The sequence below is a fragment of the Rhizobium sp. 01T417 genome (assembly GCF_056398905.1).
The window spans coordinates 1-21,069 of sequence record NZ_JBFTQH010000059.1 but is presented as its reverse complement, the minus strand read 5'-3'; the positions used below and the strand labels follow the sequence as shown (position 1 = coordinate 21,069).

The window sequence follows — 21,069 nt, the reverse complement described above, 5'->3', positions numbered from 1 at the left end:
AGTTTCCCTCCTTCTTAGGTGTCGTGCAAACGAATTTAATCGACAATTCAGTGCAATTTTTATGTAGATAAAACAGGCCATCGTCGGGGACGACATTTTCTTGTGTTCTTAGTTGGGCGGCAAATCGGACAACAATATCTCTCTGAGGACGACAGCATCGTTGTGCGTCTCGTCATGGGCTGAGTAGACGAGCGTGACCGTGCCGTCCGCTATCAGGCCGCGCAATCGGTCGAGTTCAACGCGATTTTCATGGATTTCCGCCGCGTACCGCTTGCGGAATTCGCCCCAGCGGGCTGGATCATGTCCAAACCATTTCCGAAGCTCGGTGCTTGGCGCAAGTTCCTTCATCCAAAGATCGATCGCTGCTTCTGTTTTCTTGACCCCGCGCGGCCAAAGCCGATCAACCAAAACGCGAATGCCGTCGTCGGTCGCGGGGGTTTCATATGCCCGTTTCAATTTCACTCGCTCGGAGATTTTTTTACTCATCGACCTCGATCCTCACTGTCCACTGCCTGGCTCAGGGCACCGACTTTTCGCCCTGAGTATTGAACTGTTTCAGATAGGCAATTACGTCGGCGATCTCTTGGTCCTTGTTAAGACCGGCAAATGTCATCTTTGTCCCGGGGACCAGTTTGCGCGGTGCGCGCAGATACGCCGTCAGCGTCGCTTCATCCCAGGTAAGACCAGAATTCTTGTTGGCCGGGGAATAACTGTAATCCGGAAATGCACCAGCCAGTCGGCCGACGACACCATTCAAGACTGGACCTACGCCGTTCTTGGCGTCGGAGCCGACCTTATGGCAGGCCATGCACTTCCTGAAGACGAGGGCGCCGGCTTCGGCATTGCCGGAAGATGTTTCTTGTGCATGGGCGGAGCCGATTGCGGTCAGAATTGCAGTCGTCAATCCAAGCATGGTCGATTTCATGTTTTGACTCTTTCAATGGCCATGAGCGGCCTGAAGGACGGAACTGCACCCGGAAATCGGAGAGACAATCGCTGCTCACTGTAACGGCATCCGCTGTCCAGCTTGGAAGTCGTTGTCTCAGGCGTGAACTAGAGGGCCCGGGTTCTTCAGATACTGATTCTTGATCGCGTCCACTGCCCAATAGGCAAGAGCGCCTACCGGGCCAGTCGGGTTCTTCCCGGCGTTCTGCGGAAACACGCACGCACCAGTGACGAATACGTTTGGAACATCCCACACCTGAAGATACTTGTTCAGTACGCTCGTGCTTGGGTCAGCCCCGAAGACTGCCCCGCCTGTATTGTGCGTGCTTTGATAGGGCACAATCGAATAGGGAATGGGAGGGACGTTTCGATCGATCTTCGTCGCACCCATCTCCTTGGCGATTGTTACGCAGATGTCGGCCTGAGCGTTCATCTGCCTTATTTCGTTGTCTTGGAAATTGAATGTCATCCTCATCAGCGGACGCCCAAAAACGTCGGTGTAGGTCGGATCAAGGCTCAGGTAGTTCTGCCGGTAGGCCATCACCGCGCCTTGATTACCGATGCTGGCCGCGTGGTCATAATTGTCGACCATTGCCCTCTTCCAGTCGGAGCCCCAACGCGGCGTGCCGCGTGGTGTTGGATGCGACTGGATAGGCCGAGCGCCCGAGTTGCTGCAGCTGATACCGCCGCCGCCGATATAGCCGGCCTTCACGAAATCGTAGTTATCGCCGTTGAAATCATCCATGCAGGTGCCGAGCGCACCTGCGCCCATGAAACGATTCATGATAGTCTTCTTGTCGAAGAAGGCAGTAGCCTGGCCACCGCATTGATAAGCATAGTTGCGCCCGACTACGCCCTTTCCCGTTTTAGGGTCATAGGGCACGCCAATCCCCGAATGCAGCAGCAGGTTGACGTTGCCGAGCGCGTAAGCCGAGAGGATAATGAGATCGGCAGGCTGTTCGAATTCGCGCCCGCGTGCATCGAGATATGTGACGCCGACCGCCTTCTTGCGGGTCGAATCGAGATTGACCTTCAGCACGATCGAGTTGGTGCGCAGCTCGAAATTCGGGTTCTTCAACGCCAGTGGAATGACCGTGAAATGCGGGCTCGCCTTGGCATTCGCCTCGCAGCCGAAGCGTTCGCAGAACCCGCAGTAGTGACACTGGCCGAAGGCCACCCCATCGGGGTTCACATAATCCCGCGAGGCGTTTGACGCCGGGTTGGGGAAAGGGTGGTAGCCCAGATTGCGGGCCGCCTTTTCGAACATCACCATGCTTTGCGCAGCAATCATCGGCGGGTTCGGGTACTCGTCCTTTCGCGATCCCTCGAAGATATTGCCACCATCGATCTTCCGGCCGTTAATGTTACCTGCCTTGCCGGAGGTGCCGCATGTCTTTTCGAACTTGTCGTAATAGGGCTCCAGATCGTCATAGGTGATCGGCCAGTCCTGCAGGTGCATATCAGAAGGGATGATCTTTTCGCCGTACTTGTCGATTGTCTGGGTGCGCGCCTGATGATCCCACTCGAGCCAGCGCCAGGTCACACCGTTCCAGTGTACGCCGGCGCCGCCGACGCCTTGGCCGGGCAGGAACGAGCCGAGTTGACGCATCGGCAGCGCCGTTTGCGATTCATCGTTGCGGAATGTGATAGTTTCCCGGCGCACATTCTGCATGAGGTCGTGGCGGGCGGCGTAGCGCAATTCGTCATGGATCTGTGGGTCGATAAAGTCTGGATTGGTGTCACGCGGGCCTCCCCGCTCAAGAGCGACGATTTTCAGCTTGGTCGATGCAAGCTCCTTGGCAATGATGCCGCCTGTCCACCCAAGACCGACAATGAGGACATCAACCGCGTTGAGTTTGGTGGCCATTTTGCACTGTCCTTCTTTTTCCGCCGATTAAATGAGATCCTGGATGCCTTTCGGTTCAGCCCTATAGGGCTTGTTCCGAAACGGCTCGATCTTGTCCATGTACATGCCATCGACGCCAGGGAAGCCGATCATCTTCCAAGCCGCCCTGTCCTTGTTTCCGCCGTACATCGGGTCAGCGAAATAACCCTCGATCGTCAGCTGCAGCAGAAGCCCGAAAAAGGTCGCCGTTGGCACCGTTGGAAGCTCGACTTTCTTGCTGTCGAGACCGGCCATCACCGATGCACGATCTTCTGGCGAAAGGCCGTCGAAGGTGCTCTTGTGGGTTTTCTGCACATAGGCGCTGACGTCGGCGATACCGACCCGGATCAATTCGGACGGCGTCATGGGCAGTTGATAGCCTTGCTCTGGCGTACCCTCGCCAAACGGCCCTTCCAGATAGAGCCGATCGCCCTTACCGTATCCGCCAGCCATTTGCCGATCGATGTAGTGGGCAACGCCTAGTTCCCTCGCGCCGGGGCCGGTTGAATCGCTGGGAATTAGCGTATCGACTGCGGCCTCGATGAACGCTGCTTCATCGACATTGAAGAATTCATAGCCCGAGCCTCCGGCATGGGACTTCGAAGCGTCGGTTACGTGATGATGCTGTTTGTCGGTCGCTGCAACCACCGTTTCGTCCGCCAATGCGGATCCCACCAGCGGCAGTGGGCTCGCGGCCGCTCCGGCCGCGCCGAGTAGCTTGAGAACGTCGCGACGCCCCACGTCGCCTTGGCTCGTTCCTCTCGTCGACATGATCGCTCCTGTGACGCTGCAGGCGCTACTGGGAAGGATGGAGAGAGCTTGCACGCGCTCCAACTGGCGTTGCGCAGCATCCAACGCTAAGCTTGGCGGCTTTCTCTGAAGCTTATTGCCACTGCTTGTCGACAAGCAAACGAATTTAATCGTCAAATGAATACAGTTTTTATGATAGATACGGCTTAGGTTCGAGCATCACTTGTTCGCGTCCACCTCGAAAAACTGGCGCGCCGCTCGCCGACTATCGCTGTATCGAACTCATCGGCGCGACATCCTAGACAACCGCGGACAGCCCGCTGCAAAAACCTTTACCCAGCCAGCATCAAAGCCGCGACCAGCAAGTGGCCGCATTTAACACCAGCGCCACGACTTCGAATGGAACTCATCAGCCTCCGAACCACACGGAAGCGGAATATTTTCAACGTTGCCAAGGCAACGCTGCACGAATAGACCCCGGCGTCGACAAAGCGCCGCTCAGTCGAAACCCCGTATGTCACGCAAACATACATTGACAATATATGTTTTATTTGAAAGTTTGGCTCGCAGGCCGCCGCTACCGGCTTCGTATTCTCGGTGTCGAGCAAGGCAGCCTTTGGTGTTGTCAATCGGCCAGTATTCTCCAGCCCATACAAGGAAACCTGGATGCGATTTGGTGGCGATGCCAGAGCCCCAGTGGCCTTGCAAAAATCGGAGCACACACACATGAGCGGGAATAGCCGGAGCAACAGAACCATTATTATCGACTGCGTCGCGTTGCCGGATGTGCTTGACGAGACCATGATCCGTAATGTGGTTCACAGCTTCTATGACGAAATTCACCGCGACGACCTTCTCGGCCCGATCTTCCGTCGCGCCATCCAACCAGACGTGTGGCCACGCCATTTGACCAAGATGTGCGATTTCTGGTCCGCTACGCTGCTCCGAACGTCCCGATATGAAGGCCGGCCATTGCTACCACACCTGGAAATTTCCGGTCTCGGCGAGGAGCATTTTCGGCGTTGGTTAAAACTGTTTCGCGCCACCTTGCGCCGCATCTGCCCGCCCGAGGTGACAGCACTTTTCATGGACCGCGCGCTACGCATCGCCCACAGTTTCCGCCTGGCGGTCGCTTTCAGCCGTGGCGAGACCACGATTGGCATCGACCCCATTGTCGAGAAAGACCTGTGATGCTGGAGTGGTGGCCCCTACAAAGGTACCGCTCATGAAAGGAGCAACCCGTGCGGCTGACCAATTTCTCGGACTATGCCTTAAGGATGCTGATGTACGCCGCCTCCGCCGGTGATCGCCTAATCACGATCGAGGAGGTCGCACGCACCTTCAAGGTGTCCAAGACCCACCTTAACAAGGTCGCCAATACCCTGACGCGCAGTGGCTATCTGAAGGCGGTCCGCGGCCGTTCCGGCGGCCTTGTTCTGGGGCTCCGGCCCGAGATGATCCGGATCGGCGATGTCATACGACTGACCGAGCCGGATTTCGGGATTGTGGAGTGCTTTGCCAGCGGAAACCAATGTGTCCTCACTGGCTCCTGCAAGCTTTCAAGCGTGTTTGGCGAAGCGATTGCCTCCTTCCAGACCATCCTTGACCGCTACACACTTGCTGACGTGGCGTTGACGCCCCAGGACTTCCCCGTGCACCGCTACCATCCTCCCGTTCCGGCGTAGCGCGGGACGGCGGGAAAAATTGGTGCTTTTTTATAATCGGAGACAAGATGATTGCGGAACGAAGAGGCATCCTACGCCGACGCAGCACCCTTGTGGAGATGAGCCATGATTAAAGCAAAGAAGAACGATAAGCAGGTAACAACGCAAATCGAATCTGGGATCGACCCGGACAATAGTCTGTTGCCGATGTTGATAGGCGGGCTTGTCCTGATCGTCATCGGCGCGATCGTCGTTATGATATTTGTTTAACCTAAGCCCCAACCGATCAAGGTCGATCGGGATGACAGCCGCAAGCAGTGAACTGCAGATCGTCGCTGACACGCCGCAATCGAAGCTCGCGTGGAGATGCAGACAGCCGTGAAGGCCATCACCAAACGCCACGGGCTTGGCCCTCTGAAACCGGACTTATTTTGATGTGACGGCCTGGCATTGAGAGGGCCTCATGCTCATGCAGGACTTTTTTAATGCAATATTTTTGTCTTTAAACGGCAATTAGTTCCGTTTGTGTATCTTTAAGAAATGATACAAACTGATGCTATCGAAGTATCACCATCTGGGTTTCGGCCCGACTGGCCTTGTAGGCCAGCCCCGCTTAGGCCGCAGAGCGCGCCGGTTGGTGCGAATTTGGGCACGGCGACGCTGTCGCGTATCCGATATCCCTTCGGCAGAAAGACAGGCGGATGATCATGATGCAATTCGCTGCACTACGGTCGCTGGGATGACGTCCGACCGTGCAGGTAAAAAACGTCATAGCCAAGGGGGCCATTAGCACGCATCGCAGCAGGCAAGGGGTATACCAATGACCGTTGGTCTAGATAGCTCACGGATCCGCGAAGCATCGCTTGGAGCTGTGCCGCATCAGCGCGACTGCGATTTCACGCTTGTTAGACAGCTGATCAGTGGGAAATTCCGATCCGCACGCCGCGGGCCGATGGGCTAGTGAGGGACTATGTCAGCCGTTCGGTAACTGTCTGGGCGGAAGCATCATCGTCGACGTTTTGAACGCTGACTGATTTATGAAAACTGCACATGCTCAGGGTTTTCGTACTCAAATCGTGAGATCCGGCGGCACAGGCGTCCTTTAGCAATTCAGTAATCGTCTCCGCTGATTCGACGATACTGGAAAGGTGCCCGTCCTCTCCACCACCCATGTCACCAGTTTTCTTCACCGCCGCTCATCACGTGAGAGGATGCATCCGGAAAGAGCCATTGGAGGCCATCCCCATGACCGAAACCGTCGACCTCAATAATAACGCGATCTACTTCGTTTCTTTGGTCCTGTTCTACTGGATGCTGACAAACTTGGTTTCGCATAACAACGCAGCAAGTGATGTGAGCGAAACCACAAAGCAACGGGTTGCACCGCGGGATGTAGAGGGCACGGCCCTGCTGCAGGGTTCAGCACTACGAGCACTGCGCGATATCGATCCAGACTTCATCGCTGAAGACTTTCTAAGCGATGCAGCCAACACCTATGAAACGGTGATTGCCGCCTTCATTAAGGGTGATCTTAATACATTGCGTCCGCTGCTGGGCGCCACCGTCCTCGCAACCTTTGAGCTTGAGATTGAATCGCGCCAATCGAGATACGAAACATTAGAATTTACCCTGATCAACGAGCCCTCACTGACAGTTTTGGGCGTAACCGTCGAACGCGAGAGCGTCGAAGTGACAATTCTATTCTCCTCGGAAGCGGTCCAATGTAGCCTATCGGCCGATGGTACGATCGTGGACGGTGACCCGAAGAGGATCGTTCAGGTTCGTCACACTTGGACCTTCTCCCGGCAATTTTCCAATCGCAACCAACCATGGCAGGTAGTGTCGACCGCCTAAGAAGGCGCATGGCCTTATCTGAGATAACCATCAGGGACCGCTGCCGCGTCATGACAATGAGTCCCCCCAAATGATGAGACGTCTCCGCCAGTCCGCGCTGCACAGTGCCCTCACCACCGCTCGCACAGGGGAGGAGGTTGCCTTCGTCTTGTCGGCCGTTGCGGATGGCCAACCGAACTGCACCGCCCCTTGTATATCTCTAAGGCGCAATTTACCCGTATTTCGATGAGCACCAGCCGCGGTAAGGGTTGGCAAGCCAATCAGCTCGCCCCTTATATCTGTGAAGGCGGCAAGGGCATGCTCCATCGCATTCACCGCCGACGTGGCTGACCTTTACCACTTTCCAAACGGATACCAGCGAAAAACCCCGCTTGTAGTTTTTTTCAGCATGGAAACATCTTCCAGAACACGACCCAATAACGCGCTTAAAGGCGCGACGCCGCACTCCCGGTCAGTCACGGTGCTTGTAGCTTGCCGCACAGACTCCCATGCCGTGACCTGCTATGTCGGCGAAAACAACGCCTCCATCCTGGAGAGCACGGAGTAACAGCACCGCGGTCGAACGATGCAAGCCATGACGATCCCCCTCATAGTCACGGATCGTACTGCGGGACACCGTCGAGCGGGCAGCAAGTTCTTCCTGGGTCCAATTCAGGAGCCCGCGCGCGGCCCGACATAATGCGGGCGTAAGGGTGAATTCTTTGCTGGCACGACCCATGCGATTGATATAGTCCATAAAGGGCGAAATGCAATCAGAGCCTCAGGCCACTGCGGTGATTGCGGTGGCATTTTAGCGCCTCGCCGACCCCTCAACGAGAGCTAAGGAGATGAGGATTGGGATAGATTGGGCTTCAAGCTTTCTCCTGGTGATCATAGCGCTCCCCTTCGTCGGAAGCCTTCTCACGGCGTTCCTGCTCCGGACGGCGTCGAGGCTTTTGCCTGCATCTATTGCAGGTCTTGTGGCTGCAACCTTGACCTTGGGCACCGCTTCTCTCTATCCGTTCGTTGTCAACGGAGGTGTCGTTCGCTTCGAGATTGATTGGCTGCCTCAGATAGGCGTCAACCTTACTCTGCGCATGGACGGGTTTGCGTGGATGTTCGCGATGCTGGTGAGCCTAGTAGGCGTTCTAATCGTCCTATATGCCCGATATTATATGTCCGAGGACGATCCAGTGCCTCGATTCTTTTCCTTCCTACTGGCTTTCATGGGCTCGATGTTGGGGATCATTATCTCCGGCAATGTCATTCTGCTCTCTGTCTTCTGGGAGCTCACGAGCCTTTCATCGTTCCTGTTGATCAGCTACTGGCATCAGAACCCTGCGGCGCGCGATGGTGCTCGCATGGCCCTGATCGTAACTGCGACTGGCGGCTTTTGCCTGCTGTTGGGATTGTTGATCCTCGGCTCTATTGTTGGAAGCTATGATCTCGACGTCATCCTCGCTTCCTCCGACACGATCACGGCCGATCCGCTTTACCTGACCAGTCTGGTACTGATCCTCCTCGGTGCATTCACAAAGAGCGCGCAATTCCCATTTCACTTCTGGTTGCCGAACGCGATGGCCGCGCCTACACCGGCGTCCGCCTACCTGCACTCCGCGACAATGGTGAAGGCTGGTGTGTTCCTACTGGTTCGTATTTCGCCCGCCCTTTCTGGAACTTACGAGTGGTTCATGCTCGTCGGGCTTGTAGGCATCTCCACGCTCCTTCTCGGTGCCTATTTTGCGATGTTCCAACAGGATTTGAAGGGGCTGCTGGCGTATTCCACGATCAGCCACCTTGGATTGATTACGACCTTACTAAGCCTTGGAAGTCCAATTGCCACGGTTGCCGCCATATTCCATATGGTTAACCACGCCATCTTTAAGTCATCTCTGTTTATGGCCGCCGGGATTATTGACCATGAGACTGGCACCCGCGACATGCGGCGCCTCAGCGGCCTGTTGCGCTACCTGCCCATCACGGGAAGGCTGGCAATGGTCGCAAGCGCCGCGATGGCGGGCGTACCGCTTTTGAACGGCTTCATTTCCAAGGAGATGTTCTTCGCTGAGGCGGTTGAGACACACGCCGAGTCGTGGCTTGACACCGCCCTGCCCTACCTTGCTGTCATAGCGAGCGCCTTTAGCGTCGCATATTCACTTCGGTTCATCCATTCAGTGTTCTTCGGAGCGCGCCCCTCTGATTTGCCAAACAACAATCCGCACGAGCCGCCGCATTGGATGCGTTTCCCAATCGACTTCCTGGTGATCGCCTGTCTTGTCATCGGTATCGTACCCAACCTGACAATCGGGCCGTTCTTGCAAGTCGCTGCCTTCAGCGTTCTTCGCCAGTCGATGCCGCAATACAGCCTTTCAATGTGGCACGGTTTCAACATACCACTGCTGATGAGTGTGATTGCAATAACAGCTGGGTGCGCAATCTATATCACTTTTCGAGACTACTTCTCGAAATGCGATGACGGACCTCCGTGGTTCCGCCTCATGCGAGGGCAACGTATCTTCGAGAGGGGTCTCGTGACGATATCGTGGCGCTGGGCGAGAAATCTTGAGAACTGGCTCGGAACGAGAAACCTCCAGCCACAACTGAGGTGGGTTACCATCACAGGCTTCTTTTCTGCCCTTCTTCCCCTTTATCTCGCGGGCTTCCAGCCACGGATGATTGCTCCCTCCGATGTCGACATTCCGTTTATGGGCATCTGGACGATTGGATGCTGTTTGGCGATTGGAACCGCGTATATTGCTAAATATCACCGGCTGGCAGCTCTGGTCATGCTGGGTGGAGTCGGACTTATCGTATGCGTGACCTTCATCTGGCTCTCGGCACCAGATCTTGCCGTTACTCAATTGCTGGTCGAGATCGTAACCACTGTTCTAATTCTTCTGGGTCTGCGATGGCTGCCGAAACGTGCGAAGGCGCTGAAGGATGAAATGGCATTCCGTGCACGCTTCCGTCGTTTCCGGGATTTTATCCTTGCTGCGGTTTGCGGAGTAGGCATGACGTTTATTGCGTACGCGGTGATGACGATGACGGTGCCAGACGCAATCGCGCACTTCTTCCTCCAAAACGCCTATACCCAAGGCGGCGGACGCAACGTGGTCAATGTCATCCTCGTAGATTTCCGTGGCTTCGACACACTCGGGGAAATCACTGTGCTCGGTATCGTAGCTCTGACCGTCTACGCGCTGTTGCGCCGCTTCCGGCCAGCGGCCGACAGTATGGCGCCCCCCGAACAGCAGCAGGTGCAGTCCTTGTTCGACGACCAACAACCAGACCGAGACGTAGGCGACACGGCCCGAGACTACCTGCTCGTGCCTTCGGTGATCATGCAATGGCTGTTTCCGGTTATCATCACTTTGGCGATCTACATTTTCATCCGTGGCCATGACCTGCCGGGGGGCGGATTTTCGGCCGGGCTGACGATGTCGATCGCGTTCCTGCTACAATACCTGGCAGGAGGAACGCGCTGGGCCGAGGAGCGCATTCGCATCCTGCCGCTGCGCTGGATGGGGTCCGGGCTCTTGTTGGCGGCTACAACAGGCATCGGCGCATGGTTGTTCGGGTACCCCTTCTTGACTTCTCACTCGCGATACCTGGAGCTGCCACTGATCGGGAAGGTGCCAGCAGCTTCCGCAATGATTTTCGACCTCGGCGTGTTTCTCCTGGTCGTCGGTTCGACTGTACTCATTCTCGTTGCGCTTGCTCACCAGTCCATCCGCATCAATCGGATCCGAGCACTTGAGGAAGCAAAGGAAGAAGTTGCCTGATGGAACTTGTTCTCTCCATCGCTATCGGTGTGATGACTGCTTGCGGAGTCTGGCTGATACTTCGTCCTCGGACCTATCAGGTGATCATCGGGCTCTCGCTCCTCTCCTACGCAGTAAACCTTTTCATATTCGGAGTGGGGGGTGTGAGATTTGACGAGCCGCCGCTGCTCGGCGAGGGGGTGTTGGTTTCACGACTGGCGGATCCCGTCCCGCAGGCCCTTGTTTTGACAGCAATCGTAATCGGGTTCGCCACCACCGCGCTGTTCCTGGTTGTTCTTCTTGCCTCGCGTGGACTCACTGGAAGTGATCACGTTGATGGCAGGAGCGATCACAGATGATCGCGTGGTCACAGCATCTCATTACCCTGCCGATCCTGATCCCACTCGTCACTGGAGCTGGCTTGCTCTTCATCCCTGATCGCCAGCGCCTAGCAAAGGCGATGGTAAGCTTGGCAGCCACAATAGCCCTTGCACTCGTCTCAGTGCTGCTGATCGAGTTATCCAGGGGAAGCAATTTCGACGGGGTCTACCTACTGGGCAACTGGGGTGCGCCTTTTGGCATTGTCCTTGTACTCGATCGCCTCTCCGCACTAATGGTGGCGCTGACCGCGATTCTGGCTGTACCGGTTCTCACCTTTTCGCTGGCGCGGTGGCATTCTGCTGGCGCACACTTCCACAGTCTTTACCAGTTTCTTTTGATGGGGCTCAGCGGCGCCTTTCTGACGGGCGACCTGTTTAACCTGTTCGTTTTCTTTGAAGTGATGTTGGCGGCCTCGTACGGGCTTCTCCTTCACGGCTCCGGCTCGCTCCGCGTCAAGGCAGGTATGGCATTACATCGCGGTCAACCTAGCGGCGGCATTACTCTTCCTCGTGGGCGTCAGCCTCGTGTATGGTACAACGGGGACGCTGAACATGGCCGACCTTGCAGAAAGAATTCCGGCTCTTGAACCGGACCGCCGAATGCTGATGGAAGCCGGCGCCGCGGTTCTGGGAGTGGCGTTCCTCATCAAGGCGGGAATGTGGCCACTCTGCTTCTGGCTCCCAAGCGCATACAGTGTCGCGGCGCCGCCGGTCGCGGCAATTTTCACATTGATGAGCAAAGTCGGCGTCTACATCATCCTGCGCCTTACCATGCTGTTGTTTTCCGAAGGGCCGTCTGCTGGCTTCGGCTGCGAGGTGCTGCTTTATGGCGGCTTGGCCACCTTGGCCTTCGGCACGATTGGCGTGCTGGCGTCGCAGGCTTTGGGCCGGATTGGCGCCTATTCTGTTCTCGTCTCATCCGGCACGCTTCTCGCGGTCATCGGACTGAATGACGCGACCGCGACGTCAGGGGCGCTTCTCTACCTGCTCAGCTCGACCTTGACCCTCGGCGCTTTCTTCATGCTGGTAGAGCTGGTCGAAAGAGGCCAGGATGCCGGTGCGTCGATTTTGGCAGTAACCATGGAGTTTTACGGGGAGACGGACGACGACGTCCTCGATGAATTCCAAGGCGCCACCATGCCCGCCACGCTAGCAATGCTCGGAATCTGCTTCGCTGCCTGTGCTGTTCTCTTGTCTGGACTTCCGCCGCTGTCCGGCTTCGTCGCGAAGTTCGTGATGTTATCGGCCTTGATCGGTACCGGTTCGATTGGCGTGCATCCAAGCGGGCCTGCTTTGTTGCTGGTCGCACTTGTCATCCTCGGCGGCTTGGCAACGCTGATTGCGCTTTCTCGTGCTGGAATTCGCACTTTCTGGAGCTCCATTGAGGGAACGGTGCCTCGTGTCCTAGTCATGGAGATCGTCCCAATCATGCTGATTTTGGCGCTGACGGCTGCGCTAACCATCAGAGCGGGGCCAGCCCTCGACTTCACGGATGCGGCCGTGCATGCGATCGCCAATCCGAGCATTTATAGCGAGGCTGTCAAACGGGCAACTCCTCAACGCTCGTGGCAAGACAAGACTATGCAAGGTTCGGGAGAGTAACGATGTTCCCCTACCCGCTCCTCGCGTTTGCCTTGCTGTCGATGTGGCTGCTGCTCAACAATCTGACGATCGGACACCTACTACTCGGCGGCGTGATCGCGGTTTGCTCAACATGGGCGATGGGGGCGTTGCGGCCGGAAGAACCGAGGATGCGCAAATGGTATCTGCTTCCAAAGCTCGTTGGAATCGTGATGCTGGACATTATACGCTCTAACTTTGCGGTGAGCGTTGTCATTCTTCGCGGACGAGCTAAGGGACGTCGCTCTTCGTTCATCGACCTGCAACTCGAACTTAGCGATCCCACTGCCCTCGCGATCCTTGCAGTGATCGTGACAAGCACTCCGGGGTCCGCGTGGTTGGAGTATGACTCGCGCCGCAGCTCCGTGCTGATCCATGTGCTCGACCTTGTCGATGAAGACGATTGGCGTGATCTGATTAAGAACCGCTACGAAAAACTGCTGCTGGAGATTTTCTCATGAGCGCCATTATCATATTCACTGCCATCGGCCTTGCCCAGTTGATGCTGACGATAGCGATGGGCATCACTTGCGTGCGAATGCTTTACGGACCACGGGCGCAGGATCGGATCCTCGGGCTCGACACGCTGTACGTCAACGCCATGCTACTGCTTATGACATTCGGCATCGGAATGGGTAAGACCGTCTATTTCGAGGCCTCGTTGGTGATCGGATTGCTCAGCTTTGTTGCAAGCACCTCGCTGGCAAAGTTTCTGATGCGTGGGGAGGTGATCGAATGATATACTTAGCGGCCGACATTCCGATTTGGGCTGCAATCCTAATCGCGTGCTTCGTACTGGTCGGGGCCGGTCTGGCGCTCATTGGCGCGATAGGATTTCTGCGGCTTCCGACCTTTTACGAACGCATACACGCCCCCACGCTTTCCACCAGCTTGGGAACCGGTGGCATCGTGGTCGCTTCGATCCTGTTCTTTAGCATGGCCGGGGACCGATTAATCGCGCACCAGGTTCTCATCGGGGTGTTCATCACCGTGACGACACCGGTCACGTTCATGCTTCTGGCCCGGGCGGCGTTACACCGCGACCGATTTGAGAACAGTCCCCATGTGCCCCCTCGGGAAAGTCATATCGAGCCGTGAAAGACCGGACACCGAGCCGCCTACTCAACGAGACCAACAAATCGTGGCGATCAACTGGGACGGACGAATGAAGTGGCAGGCTGCGACTGGCTACGGCACGCGTGCGCTGGTCGAAGCCGCGATCGTCGCTACAAGTCGTTCATCGGTGGTCCATTGGGCGCACGAACCTTCGAGCGCAACAGGCCGAGGCTGCCATCGGCTGCGCCGTTCTCAAATCGTATGCTTGCGTGCGCACACCCGAAATCCATCCGTCGCATTGGAACCAGCTCGAAAATGACGGCATCAAAGATCCGAGTCCGAAAACTCTACGATCCCCGCACCAACGCTACCTGAAAGCAGAAGGAATCCTTCCTCGGCTTTCTGGAAAGGTTGCTGTCCAGTGGCCTGGCTTGACTATCCGGCTTGCTAAGACCATCTTAGGATCATGTTGATCTCGCGTCTCAATGTCGTTCTCAAGCGGGTGTTCCTCATCGCGGGAATCTGACCCCCGGCCCGGTCGTGTCGCGCCCGGCCGAGGGGCGTAAGCATCGGTCAATGACCAAGGCGCAGCCTAGAGCGACATCCACCTCACGAATTTGAAGTGCTGGCGGGCCCCGAAGGCGACCGCTGAGACCTGCAGGAGAACTCTATGGTTTTCAAGACCCGGAAATCGCTCAAACCCGCGATTACGATTGCCGTCTCCGATCACGAGCGGCTGGCGAGACTCGCGGAGAGCCACGCTTCGCGTCTCCCCGAAGTGGCCGACGAACTGATGGCCGAGCTTGAGCGGGCGCGCGTCGTTCCCGACGAACGACTGTCCGCGAACGTCGTCCGGATGGGCTCCAAAATACGCTTCACCAGCGACCTCGGCGAAAACCGGCAGGTGACGCTCGTCTTCCCAGGCGACGCCGACATCGCCCAGGGCAAGGTATCGATCCTGACGCCTATCGGGGCGGCCCTCATCGGACTGTCGAAGGGACAGTCGATCGACTGGACGGCCCGCGACGGTCGCGTCCACAGGCTGACGGTCGCTGCGGTAGAGGCGCCGGATCGCGCGGCTTGCCCAGCCTCCTCTCAGCTTCGGCCCGCATCATGACGGGCGGCGCGCTCTCTTGTTCCTTCCCCGGAAGGCGCCTCATCGCACGCTCATAGCCCCTGTGCCGCCTTCCGCGGCCAGGGGACTCTGATCCATGCCCAACGTGAACGCTCCCGTGAGGGGGCGGTGGAGAACTACGATGAGAGAACACTGCATCCTCACCACCCGAGACTTCACCTTGTTAGAAGCCATGCTCGATGATCCGTTCGTCCGCGACTCCCGGCTGGTGCCTCTCCTGAGGCGCAAGATCACAACAGCGATCGTCATGTTCCGCGAGAACCTTCCTGAGAACGTCGCCAGCCTGAACAGCCGCGTGACCTACAGGATCGATGGCGCCAGTCGGGACACGCGCGTCCTATCCGACGACCGTATGACGACAGCGATTGGCATGTTACTGCCGGTCACGACGCTGCGCGGGATGGCGCTTCTTGGTCTTGCCGAAGGCCAGGAGTTCGTGTTGACGAACGTCGACGGCGTTGAAGAACGTATCCTGCTTGAGACGGTCCACTACCAGCCGGAAAAGGCAATGCGCAGGAGGGCTGCCGCCTCGAACCCAGCTACCCACTCCGAGCGGAAGCCCCTGCTCAGGGTCGGACCCCTCCCGGTTCGAAATGGCCGCGATGGACGGCGCTGACGACCGGCGGCATAGCCGCCTACTGGGTCGCCCTGCCGGTCCGCGCTCCTAGTTAATGCAGTGCAAGGCGATCGTTCGCGATGTCCTGCATCATGTAGTGAAGCGTTGACAATCCACTCGAGAAAGCCCGGCCGCCGAAACATCGGGAGCCGGACAAGTGACGACGGAGTTGCGTTGCGTAAGCCGGCCGGAGTTCCGTCCCCATCGCCGGATCGTTTCCTACCAGACGATGATCCAGCGCTCAAGCAGTAGCTCCTCAAGCACCCGCATGCGTAAGGAGAATACAAGCTCTTGATGGGATTCAAACGAAGTCCCGGAAAATAAAAAACGCAAGCGTCTGAAATTTCGAACTTTGTGGCGTGAGTTCTATTGTGGACCTCCCAAACATCCTCTCGGTATTATAATACCACACTTGCGGGAGGACAAGCCTGCCGGAGAGGTGGTGGCCGAGAAGCCTGCGTCTCCGGTGGAGGCCGATGTGCCGGATCCTGAGGTCGAGGCCGAACGCCACTGCCGACCAAGTCTTTCCGGAAGGGCGGAAAGGCAAATGTTATGGGCGTGCTGATCTCCAATCCGGAGAAGCCGCTTTGGCCGGATGCCGGCGACGGGAAAGCCGTCACCAAGCTCGACCTTGCGCATTATCACGAGGCGGTCGGATCATGGTTGATCGAGCATATCAAAGGGCGCCCATGCTCGATCATTCGCACGCCCGACGGGATTGGCGGCGAGCAGTTCTTCCAACGTCACGCGATGCCGGGCACGTCGAACCTGCTGGAACTCGTCACTGTGTTCGGCGACAAAGAGCCTTACCTCCAGGTGGACCGGATCGAGGGCCTGGTCGCCATTGCGCAGATTGGCGGTGTCGAACTTCATCCGTGGAACTGCCCGGGCAGCCGGAGGTTCCAGGCTGGCTGGTGTTCGATCTCGATCCTGGCCCGGATGTCCCCTTCTCCACCGTTATCGAAGCCGCGCGTGAAATCCGCGACCGTCTCGACGAACTCGGTCTCGTCAGCTTCTGCAAGACCACCGGCGGCAAAGGGCTGCATGTGGTGACGCCTTTGGCCGTCGCGAAAGGAAAGAAAATCGGTTGGGATGCAGCCAAGGGATTCGCGCATGATGTATGCCTGCAGATGGCCCGCGACAATCCCGAGCTTTATCTCATCAAGATGGCCAAGAACCAGCGCGAGGGTCGCATCTTCCTCGATTACCTTCGCAACGACCGCATGGCGACAGCGGTGGCACCCCTCTCGCCGCGGGGGCCGGGGCGACGATTTCGATGCCGCTCACATGGACCCAGGTTAAGACCGGGCTCGATCCAATGCGTTTTACGGTTCGAACCGTTCCTGGGCTTCTCGCCAAGACCACCGCCTGGCAGGACTATTGCGACGGCCAGCGCTCACTGGAGCAGGCGATCAGGAGTCTGGTCAAGTCCATGAAGGCGGCGGCCTGAACGCGCCGGCGATCAAATACCGTAGCGCCGATCGAGTTCGTCGAGAGCAGCCTGCACCTCATCGATTGAAACCGGCTCGGACATTCCGGGCAGTTGACGGAGGGCGGGCTTCGATTCCACAGCGTAAAAGTCCGACGCCCAGGCCGCCAGGATCGCCCGCTTGTCGTCAACTGAAAGCGAAGGTGCTCTCACTAACTCGATCGGCCGCCGGAGCCGCATACCCCCAAGCAGGACCGTTGGTCCCATCACCATCGCGGTGCTGATCGCCTGCTGCAACATATCGTCCATCATCGATCCTCATCTCACGTGCGGATCCCGGTCGCGCCGCAGGCGTGACGCAGCGACTACGTTGGTTTCCGGCACCAGCAGGTCGTGTTTTTCGGCAAAGGCGGCAAACAGGCCGCGAGCTGTCTCCGCTTCGATCTCACCGCGCAGCGCGGCACTGCAAGCCTTGAGCGCGACCGAGTGCGAGGTGTCTCGAAGGGATTGCGGCCATTCGACGAGATGTCGGTACGCGTCCATCAAGCCGCGAACCTCTGCCGGAAAGCCAAGGCCGACAAGAATGAAAACGGGCTGTTTGAACATATCGGGTTTCATCGCTCTCTCCTTCCCAACCCAAAATGTTGTGGGCGCCGTCGCCACGGCGCCCTTGTTCTGCGGACAATGCGGTTAGGCTGCCTTCTGCGCTTCGATCTGCGCCGGAGCAGCAGGCGTCAAAGCGGGAGCGCTCTGGATCGAGATCTTACGCGGTTTCAATGCCTCTGGGATCTCGCGAACGAGATCGATGGACAAGAGACCATTGCTAAGGTCGGCCCCGTTCACTCGGACATGATCGGCAAGCTCGAACCGGTGTTCGAACGGCCGGCCGGCAATGCCGCGATGCAGGTAACCTTCATTGGCTGTCTCCTGCCTCTTGCCGGTGACAGTCAGCAGATTGGACTGAAACGTGATGTCGAGATCGTCCTGGGCGAAGCCTGCCACAGCAATCGAGATCCGATAGCTGTCATCACCGGTCTTGACGATGTCATAGGGCGGCCAGTCGCTGATCGAGCGGGCGCGCTGGGCGTTTTCTAGAAGATTGAAAACCCGGTCGAATCCGACGCTCGAACGGTAGAGCGGTGCATAGTCGTAAGATGTTGCCATAGCCATATCCTCCTTGAAGCAACATGGGTACGGAAGCGCCGAAAGACGGCACCTCCAGCAAGGCCAGCCCTTTCATCAGCGGCTGGCAGCAATCGATTTGGTTTCTGAGATTTTCGGATTCAAGAGCGTGGCCAGAGAAAATTTTGGCCTTTTTTGCCGTTGCCGAATCCAGTTAATCTAGCTGGTAAACCGCAGCATTATCCTGGACTTCGCGAAGCCCTTTGTAGGAGGCGTGACGGAGGTTTCCGTCGTCCGTCCAGCCGCGGAACTCGATCTCGGCGATCAGCGTCGGCTGGGCAAATGCGTAGTCCTTGCCCTTGAGCGGCACGACGGGTGTTTTCGTCTTCAGCAAATCGAGCGTCTTCTTCAGGTATGCGGCGTCGGTTTCCTTGAAGCCCGTGCCGACGGCGCCGACATAGATCCACTCGCTCCCGCGGCGAGCTGCAAGAAGCAGGCTGCCAATGCCGCCGCGCGCAAGGGCCGACTGCTCGTAGCCAATGACCATGAAACTCTCGCTCTGCACGCATTTGATCTTCAGCCAGTCGCCGGTCCTGCCGGAGCGATACGGGCTGTCGCGGTGCTTGGCGACAATGCCCTCCAGTCCAAGCGACCGGGCGTTTTCGAGAAGCTCTGCGCCGTCTCCCTGCACCTCCTCAGAAAGTTGGATCGCCCCAACCGCACCGTCGAGCAGATCCGTCGACAGATGCCGGCGGACCGACAGCTCGGTCTTGGTCAGATCGTGCCGTCGAAGTATAAGAGGTCGAAGGCGAAGAGGACGGATTCCGTCGAAGCCCGTTTGCCGCCGCGCCCGCCGAGCGAGCGCTGCAACGCTCCGAAGTCGGACCGGCCCTCGGCATTGAGGACGAGGGCTTCGCCATCGAGTATGGCGGTCCTTTGCCAGCATGACCATGCTGCCGGTTGGTGTCGTTTTTTTCGTGAGGCAACTGCTTGCCTCTGACCGGCATCACGTCCAAGGGATGATGACCGTGTTCATCGTCATGTTTTTTGCAAGCTTCTTGTCGTCATACATCAGTCCAACCGAAGGCTATACCCGCTATCGAATGAGCTTCGATTCCGCGATAGAGGTGAATATCTTGAAGAGTATGGTCCATATTTTTGGATTTTATCTGGCAGCATTAGTTCTTGCGTTCAGGGTTCCAGCTTACATCCGGTCGATACGAAAAGCATGGCGGCCCTCACTGCGTGCTACCGCTCCATGTGTAATTGATAAACCGCCGCGTTATCCTGCACATCGCGCAGTCCCTTATAGGATGCGTGCCGCAGCTTGCCGTCATGCGTCCAGGCGCGGTACTCAATCTCGACAATCAGCGTGGGCTGAACCCACACGAGGCTCTTCCGTCGCCCCTCAAATTTGACGGGTGGCGTCTTCCGCATGATCCGGTCCAGCGTCTTACGCAGATACTCCGCGCTGCGCTCATTAAAGCCGGTACCCACCGAGCCGACGTACACCCAATCGTCGCCCTTCCGAGCGGCCAGCAGCAGGCTGCCAATCCCCGATCGCGCCACCATCGAGTGCTCATGGCCCACGACCATAAAGCTGTCTGACTGGATGCACTTGACCTTGATCCACTCGCCGAACCGGCCAGACCGGTAAGGGGCGTCCTTATATTTCGCGATGATGCCTTCGAGGCCATTCTCGTGCCCTGCTCATTTTTCAGGAGCGATTGGAGGAAGTATCGGCGGGCGGTGAGTTCGAGGCTGCGCATATCGTGGCCGTCGAAGTACAGCAGGTCGAAGGCGAACATGATGGCGTCGCCCGCCGGCAGCTTCCCTCCCCGGTCGCCCAGCGAGTTCCGCAGCTTGCCGAAGTGTGGTCACGACTGCTTCACCGTCGAGGATAGCTGTGCCGACACCCAGACGCTTGGCCGCGTCCTCAATGCCGGGAAAACGGCGCGTCCAGTCATGACCGCCGCGGGTAAGTATCCTTATATGGCCATTGTTCAGATGGACTGCGATCCTGTACCCGTCCCATTTTAATTCGTACAGCCAATCCGGCCCCACTGGTGGAAGCGGCTTTAGCAGAGCCAGGCACGGCTCTACGCGAGCCGCATAGGATCAAAGGGAAGATTTGGTTGCGATGGACCTCGCAGCTTTCGCGCGCGGCTGCGAAGCGGCTTTTCGTCTGCCAAAAGCGGCTTTGATGGAGGAACATTGGCCATCGCTCGATTACATCAGGCAATGCTTAAAAAGACAATTAACTCGATGTGACGAGTGCGTTCGCAGACCATTGGTCGAGTGGGCTTGACCTAGCAAACTGGAGCCCAGAAGGCCGAGAAATACTGGAGACTGTAGGGCTGCTGTGACAAGCGGCCAGCAAAACAGTCGCTCGGCATTCGCGCATGGGATCCATCAAATTCTATCGCAGACCGGGCATCGTGCCATAAGAAAAGGCTCGCCCTGAAGCGCAGTGGGCGAGCCTTTCGAGTCATGCATGTAGATGTTGCCTGCTGTCACGATAACCTTGTGACAGTTTGACTGTAGCTGCCCTTGGTTAAGCAATTGCTAACACAGTCGGAACTTTCCCGCGCCCCATCGGTTCACTTATTGCAGCGCTCAATACACGCTGTGGGACCCCGCATCGCCCAACATGCAAGTCCGTGATCTAGGCCCGGATGCGCCCCCCAGCACGCCGGGCTTTTTTGTTATGTGCGGCGGAACTTGCGGATTCCGAGGCAATCCGCCCCCGCATTCCGAAATGATGCCGCCCCCCAATTCCGAGAATTAACCGCCCCCTTGTTCCGAGATGATGCCGCCCCCTGATTGGGGCTGTTTGTCGGGGTGTCCTGCTGGTGAGACGTTCCTCTCCTTTC

General features: G+C 57.5%; 19 protein-coding genes and 5 pseudogenes. 14 read left to right on the top strand and 10 right to left on the bottom strand.

Features of this window, described 5'->3' with window-relative positions; genetic code table 11:
• Window positions 1–108: 108 nt before the first annotated feature.
• The 4 genes from AC1DPR_RS29755 to AC1DPR_RS29740 all read right to left on the bottom strand — a co-directional run bounded on the left by AC1DPR_RS29755 (window position 109) and on the right by AC1DPR_RS29740 (window position 3,601).
• Window positions 109–486, bottom strand: a complete 378-nt coding sequence (locus tag AC1DPR_RS29755) for a DUF488 domain-containing protein (RefSeq protein WP_477817817.1) — start codon at window positions 484–486, stop codon at window positions 109–111.
• A 31-nt stretch (window positions 487–517) separates the two neighbouring features.
• Entirely contained in the window at window positions 518–925 is a 408-nt protein-coding gene (locus AC1DPR_RS29750) for a c-type cytochrome (RefSeq protein ID WP_477817816.1), read from the bottom strand.
• Between the two features lie 117 nt (window positions 926–1,042).
• Window positions 1,043–2,812, bottom strand: coding sequence for a GMC family oxidoreductase (locus AC1DPR_RS29745; protein WP_477817815.1), 1,770 nt, complete (start codon window positions 2,810–2,812; stop codon window positions 1,043–1,045).
• Window positions 2,813–2,839: 27 nt separating this feature from the next.
• Window positions 2,840–3,601: a gluconate 2-dehydrogenase subunit 3 family protein gene (locus AC1DPR_RS29740; protein ID WP_477817814.1), complete on the bottom strand. Its 762-nt coding sequence runs from the start codon at window positions 3,599–3,601 to the stop codon at window positions 2,840–2,842.
• A gap of 645 nt (window positions 3,602–4,246) precedes the next feature.
• Between AC1DPR_RS29740 and AC1DPR_RS29735 the strand changes: the two genes are divergently transcribed.
• The 4 genes from AC1DPR_RS29735 (at window position 4,247) to AC1DPR_RS29720 (ending at window position 7,098) form a co-directional block, all read left to right on the top strand.
• The gene (locus AC1DPR_RS29735) at window positions 4,247–4,771 is read left to right on the top strand and encodes a group III truncated hemoglobin (RefSeq protein WP_477817813.1); all 525 of its coding nucleotides are present in this window, start codon (window positions 4,247–4,249) and stop codon (window positions 4,769–4,771) included.
• 50 nt (window positions 4,772–4,821) lie between these two features.
• Window positions 4,822–5,265 carry an RrF2 family transcriptional regulator gene (locus tag AC1DPR_RS29730; RefSeq protein ID WP_477817812.1) on the top strand — a complete coding sequence of 148 codons (444 nt, stop codon included), beginning with the start codon at window positions 4,822–4,824 and terminating at the stop codon, window positions 5,263–5,265.
• Window positions 5,266–5,370: 105 nt separating this feature from the next.
• Window positions 5,371–5,514: a hypothetical protein gene (locus AC1DPR_RS29725; protein WP_176703632.1), complete on the top strand. Its 144-nt coding sequence runs from the start codon at window positions 5,371–5,373 to the stop codon at window positions 5,512–5,514.
• 975 nt (window positions 5,515–6,489) lie between these two features.
• Window positions 6,490–7,098 carry a Tim44/TimA family putative adaptor protein gene (locus AC1DPR_RS29720; protein WP_477817811.1) on the top strand — a complete coding sequence of 203 codons (609 nt, stop codon included), beginning with the start codon at window positions 6,490–6,492 and terminating at the stop codon, window positions 7,096–7,098.
• Between the two features lie 451 nt (window positions 7,099–7,549).
• On the opposite strand, the gene AC1DPR_RS29715 is transcribed toward AC1DPR_RS29720, so the two are convergent.
• Window positions 7,550–7,816: a helix-turn-helix domain-containing protein gene (locus AC1DPR_RS29715; RefSeq protein ID WP_477817822.1), complete on the bottom strand. Its 267-nt coding sequence runs from the start codon at window positions 7,814–7,816 to the stop codon at window positions 7,550–7,552.
• 109 nt (window positions 7,817–7,925) lie between these two features.
• Here AC1DPR_RS29715 and AC1DPR_RS29710 point away from each other — a divergent pair, with 109 nt between their 5' ends.
• The 10 genes and pseudogenes from AC1DPR_RS29710 to ligD (AC1DPR_RS29665) form a co-directional block, all read left to right on the top strand.
• Window positions 7,926–10,859: a monovalent cation/H+ antiporter subunit A gene (locus AC1DPR_RS29710; protein ID WP_477817810.1), complete on the top strand. Its 2,934-nt coding sequence runs from the start codon at window positions 7,926–7,928 to the stop codon at window positions 10,857–10,859.
• Complete coding sequence (locus AC1DPR_RS29705; RefSeq protein WP_477817809.1) at window positions 10,859–11,197, top strand: Na+/H+ antiporter subunit C; 339 nt, start codon at window positions 10,859–10,861, stop codon at window positions 11,195–11,197. The genes AC1DPR_RS29710 and AC1DPR_RS29705 overlap by 1 nt, the downstream gene beginning before the upstream one ends.
• Window positions 11,194–12,820 (top strand): annotated as a pseudogene (locus tag AC1DPR_RS29700) (monovalent cation/H+ antiporter subunit D). Before AC1DPR_RS29705 ends, AC1DPR_RS29700 begins: the two are co-directional and overlap by 4 nt.
• Before the next feature lie 2 nt (window positions 12,821–12,822).
• Window positions 12,823–13,299 carry a Na+/H+ antiporter subunit E gene (locus AC1DPR_RS29695; protein WP_477817808.1) on the top strand — a complete coding sequence of 159 codons (477 nt, stop codon included), beginning with the start codon at window positions 12,823–12,825 and terminating at the stop codon, window positions 13,297–13,299.
• Complete coding sequence (locus AC1DPR_RS29690; RefSeq protein WP_477817807.1) at window positions 13,296–13,577, top strand: K+/H+ antiporter subunit F; 282 nt, start codon at window positions 13,296–13,298, stop codon at window positions 13,575–13,577. Before AC1DPR_RS29695 ends, AC1DPR_RS29690 begins: the two co-directional genes overlap by 4 nt.
• On the top strand, window positions 13,574–13,936 hold the full coding sequence (gene mnhG, locus AC1DPR_RS29685) for a monovalent cation/H(+) antiporter subunit G (RefSeq protein ID WP_477817806.1): 363 nt from the start codon (window positions 13,574–13,576) through the stop codon (window positions 13,934–13,936). Before AC1DPR_RS29690 ends, mnhG begins: the two co-directional genes overlap by 4 nt.
• Before the next feature lie 13 nt (window positions 13,937–13,949).
• A pseudogene (locus AC1DPR_RS29680) lies at window positions 13,950–14,206 on the top strand (IS5/IS1182 family transposase); the annotation flags it as partial.
• 358 nt (window positions 14,207–14,564) lie between these two features.
• Window positions 14,565–15,011 (top strand): nucleoside diphosphate kinase regulator, encoded by a 447-nt coding sequence (gene rnk, locus AC1DPR_RS29675; RefSeq protein WP_477817805.1) that lies wholly within the window; start codon window positions 14,565–14,567, stop codon window positions 15,009–15,011.
• Window positions 15,012–15,150: 139 nt separating this feature from the next.
• On the top strand, window positions 15,151–15,645 hold the full coding sequence (locus AC1DPR_RS29670; RefSeq protein WP_477817804.1) for a GreA/GreB family elongation factor: 495 nt from the start codon (window positions 15,151–15,153) through the stop codon (window positions 15,643–15,645).
• Between the two features lie 412 nt (window positions 15,646–16,057).
• Window positions 16,058–17,095: pseudogene (gene ligD / locus AC1DPR_RS29665) on the top strand (non-homologous end-joining DNA ligase); the annotation flags it as partial.
• A 12-nt stretch (window positions 17,096–17,107) separates the two neighbouring features.
• Here the strand turns inward: ligD (AC1DPR_RS29665) and AC1DPR_RS29660 are convergent.
• From AC1DPR_RS29660 to AC1DPR_RS29640, 5 genes and pseudogenes are all read right to left on the bottom strand, one after another.
• Entirely contained in the window at window positions 17,108–17,386 is a 279-nt protein-coding gene (locus AC1DPR_RS29660) for a hypothetical protein (RefSeq protein ID WP_477817803.1), read from the bottom strand.
• Window positions 17,387–17,392: 6 nt separating this feature from the next.
• Window positions 17,393–17,692 (bottom strand): DUF982 domain-containing protein, encoded by a 300-nt coding sequence (locus tag AC1DPR_RS29655; protein ID WP_477817802.1) that lies wholly within the window; start codon window positions 17,690–17,692, stop codon window positions 17,393–17,395.
• Between the two features lie 72 nt (window positions 17,693–17,764).
• Window positions 17,765–18,238: an Hsp20 family protein gene (locus tag AC1DPR_RS29650; RefSeq protein ID WP_477817801.1), complete on the bottom strand. Its 474-nt coding sequence runs from the start codon at window positions 18,236–18,238 to the stop codon at window positions 17,765–17,767.
• Window positions 18,239–18,410: 172 nt separating this feature from the next.
• A pseudogene (ligD, locus tag AC1DPR_RS29645) lies at window positions 18,411–19,129 on the bottom strand (non-homologous end-joining DNA ligase); the annotation flags it as partial.
• A 315-nt stretch (window positions 19,130–19,444) separates the two neighbouring features.
• Window positions 19,445–20,418, bottom strand: a pseudogene (locus AC1DPR_RS29640) (ATP dependent DNA ligase).
• Window positions 20,419–21,069 lie beyond the last annotated feature (651 nt).

Excerpts from the sequence above, each read along its gene's own strand:
- AC1DPR_RS29755 (WP_477817817.1), bottom strand. The coding sequence starts at position 486 with ATGAGTAAAAAAATCTCCGAGCGAGTGAAATTGAAACGGGCATATGAA.
- AC1DPR_RS29750 (WP_477817816.1), bottom strand. The coding sequence starts at position 925 with ATGAAATCGACCATGCTTGGATTGACGACTGCAATTCTGACCGCAATC.
- AC1DPR_RS29745 (WP_477817815.1), bottom strand. The coding sequence starts at position 2,812 with ATGGCCACCAAACTCAACGCGGTTGATGTCCTCATTGTCGGTCTTGGG.
- AC1DPR_RS29740 (WP_477817814.1), bottom strand. The coding sequence starts at position 3,601 with ATGTCGACGAGAGGAACGAGCCAAGGCGACGTGGGGCGTCGCGACGTT.
- AC1DPR_RS29735 (WP_477817813.1), top strand. The coding sequence starts at position 4,247 with ATGCGATTTGGTGGCGATGCCAGAGCCCCAGTGGCCTTGCAAAAATCG.
- AC1DPR_RS29725 (WP_176703632.1), top strand. The coding sequence starts at position 5,371 with ATGATTAAAGCAAAGAAGAACGATAAGCAGGTAACAACGCAAATCGAA.
- AC1DPR_RS29720 (WP_477817811.1), top strand. The coding sequence starts at position 6,490 with ATGACCGAAACCGTCGACCTCAATAATAACGCGATCTACTTCGTTTCT.
- AC1DPR_RS29715 (WP_477817822.1), bottom strand. The coding sequence starts at position 7,816 with ATGGGTCGTGCCAGCAAAGAATTCACCCTTACGCCCGCATTATGTCGG.
- AC1DPR_RS29710 (WP_477817810.1), top strand. The coding sequence starts at position 7,926 with ATGAGGATTGGGATAGATTGGGCTTCAAGCTTTCTCCTGGTGATCATA.
- AC1DPR_RS29705 (WP_477817809.1), top strand. The coding sequence starts at position 10,859 with ATGGAACTTGTTCTCTCCATCGCTATCGGTGTGATGACTGCTTGCGGA.
- AC1DPR_RS29695 (WP_477817808.1), top strand. The coding sequence starts at position 12,823 with ATGTTCCCCTACCCGCTCCTCGCGTTTGCCTTGCTGTCGATGTGGCTG.
- AC1DPR_RS29690 (WP_477817807.1), top strand. The coding sequence starts at position 13,296 with ATGAGCGCCATTATCATATTCACTGCCATCGGCCTTGCCCAGTTGATG.
- mnhG (WP_477817806.1), top strand. The coding sequence starts at position 13,574 with ATGATATACTTAGCGGCCGACATTCCGATTTGGGCTGCAATCCTAATC.
- rnk (WP_477817805.1), top strand. The coding sequence starts at position 14,565 with ATGGTTTTCAAGACCCGGAAATCGCTCAAACCCGCGATTACGATTGCC.
- AC1DPR_RS29670 (WP_477817804.1), top strand. The coding sequence starts at position 15,151 with ATGAGAGAACACTGCATCCTCACCACCCGAGACTTCACCTTGTTAGAA.
- AC1DPR_RS29660 (WP_477817803.1), bottom strand. The coding sequence starts at position 17,386 with ATGATGGACGATATGTTGCAGCAGGCGATCAGCACCGCGATGGTGATG.
- AC1DPR_RS29655 (WP_477817802.1), bottom strand. The coding sequence starts at position 17,692 with ATGAAACCCGATATGTTCAAACAGCCCGTTTTCATTCTTGTCGGCCTT.
- AC1DPR_RS29650 (WP_477817801.1), bottom strand. The coding sequence starts at position 18,238 with ATGGCAACATCTTACGACTATGCACCGCTCTACCGTTCGAGCGTCGGA.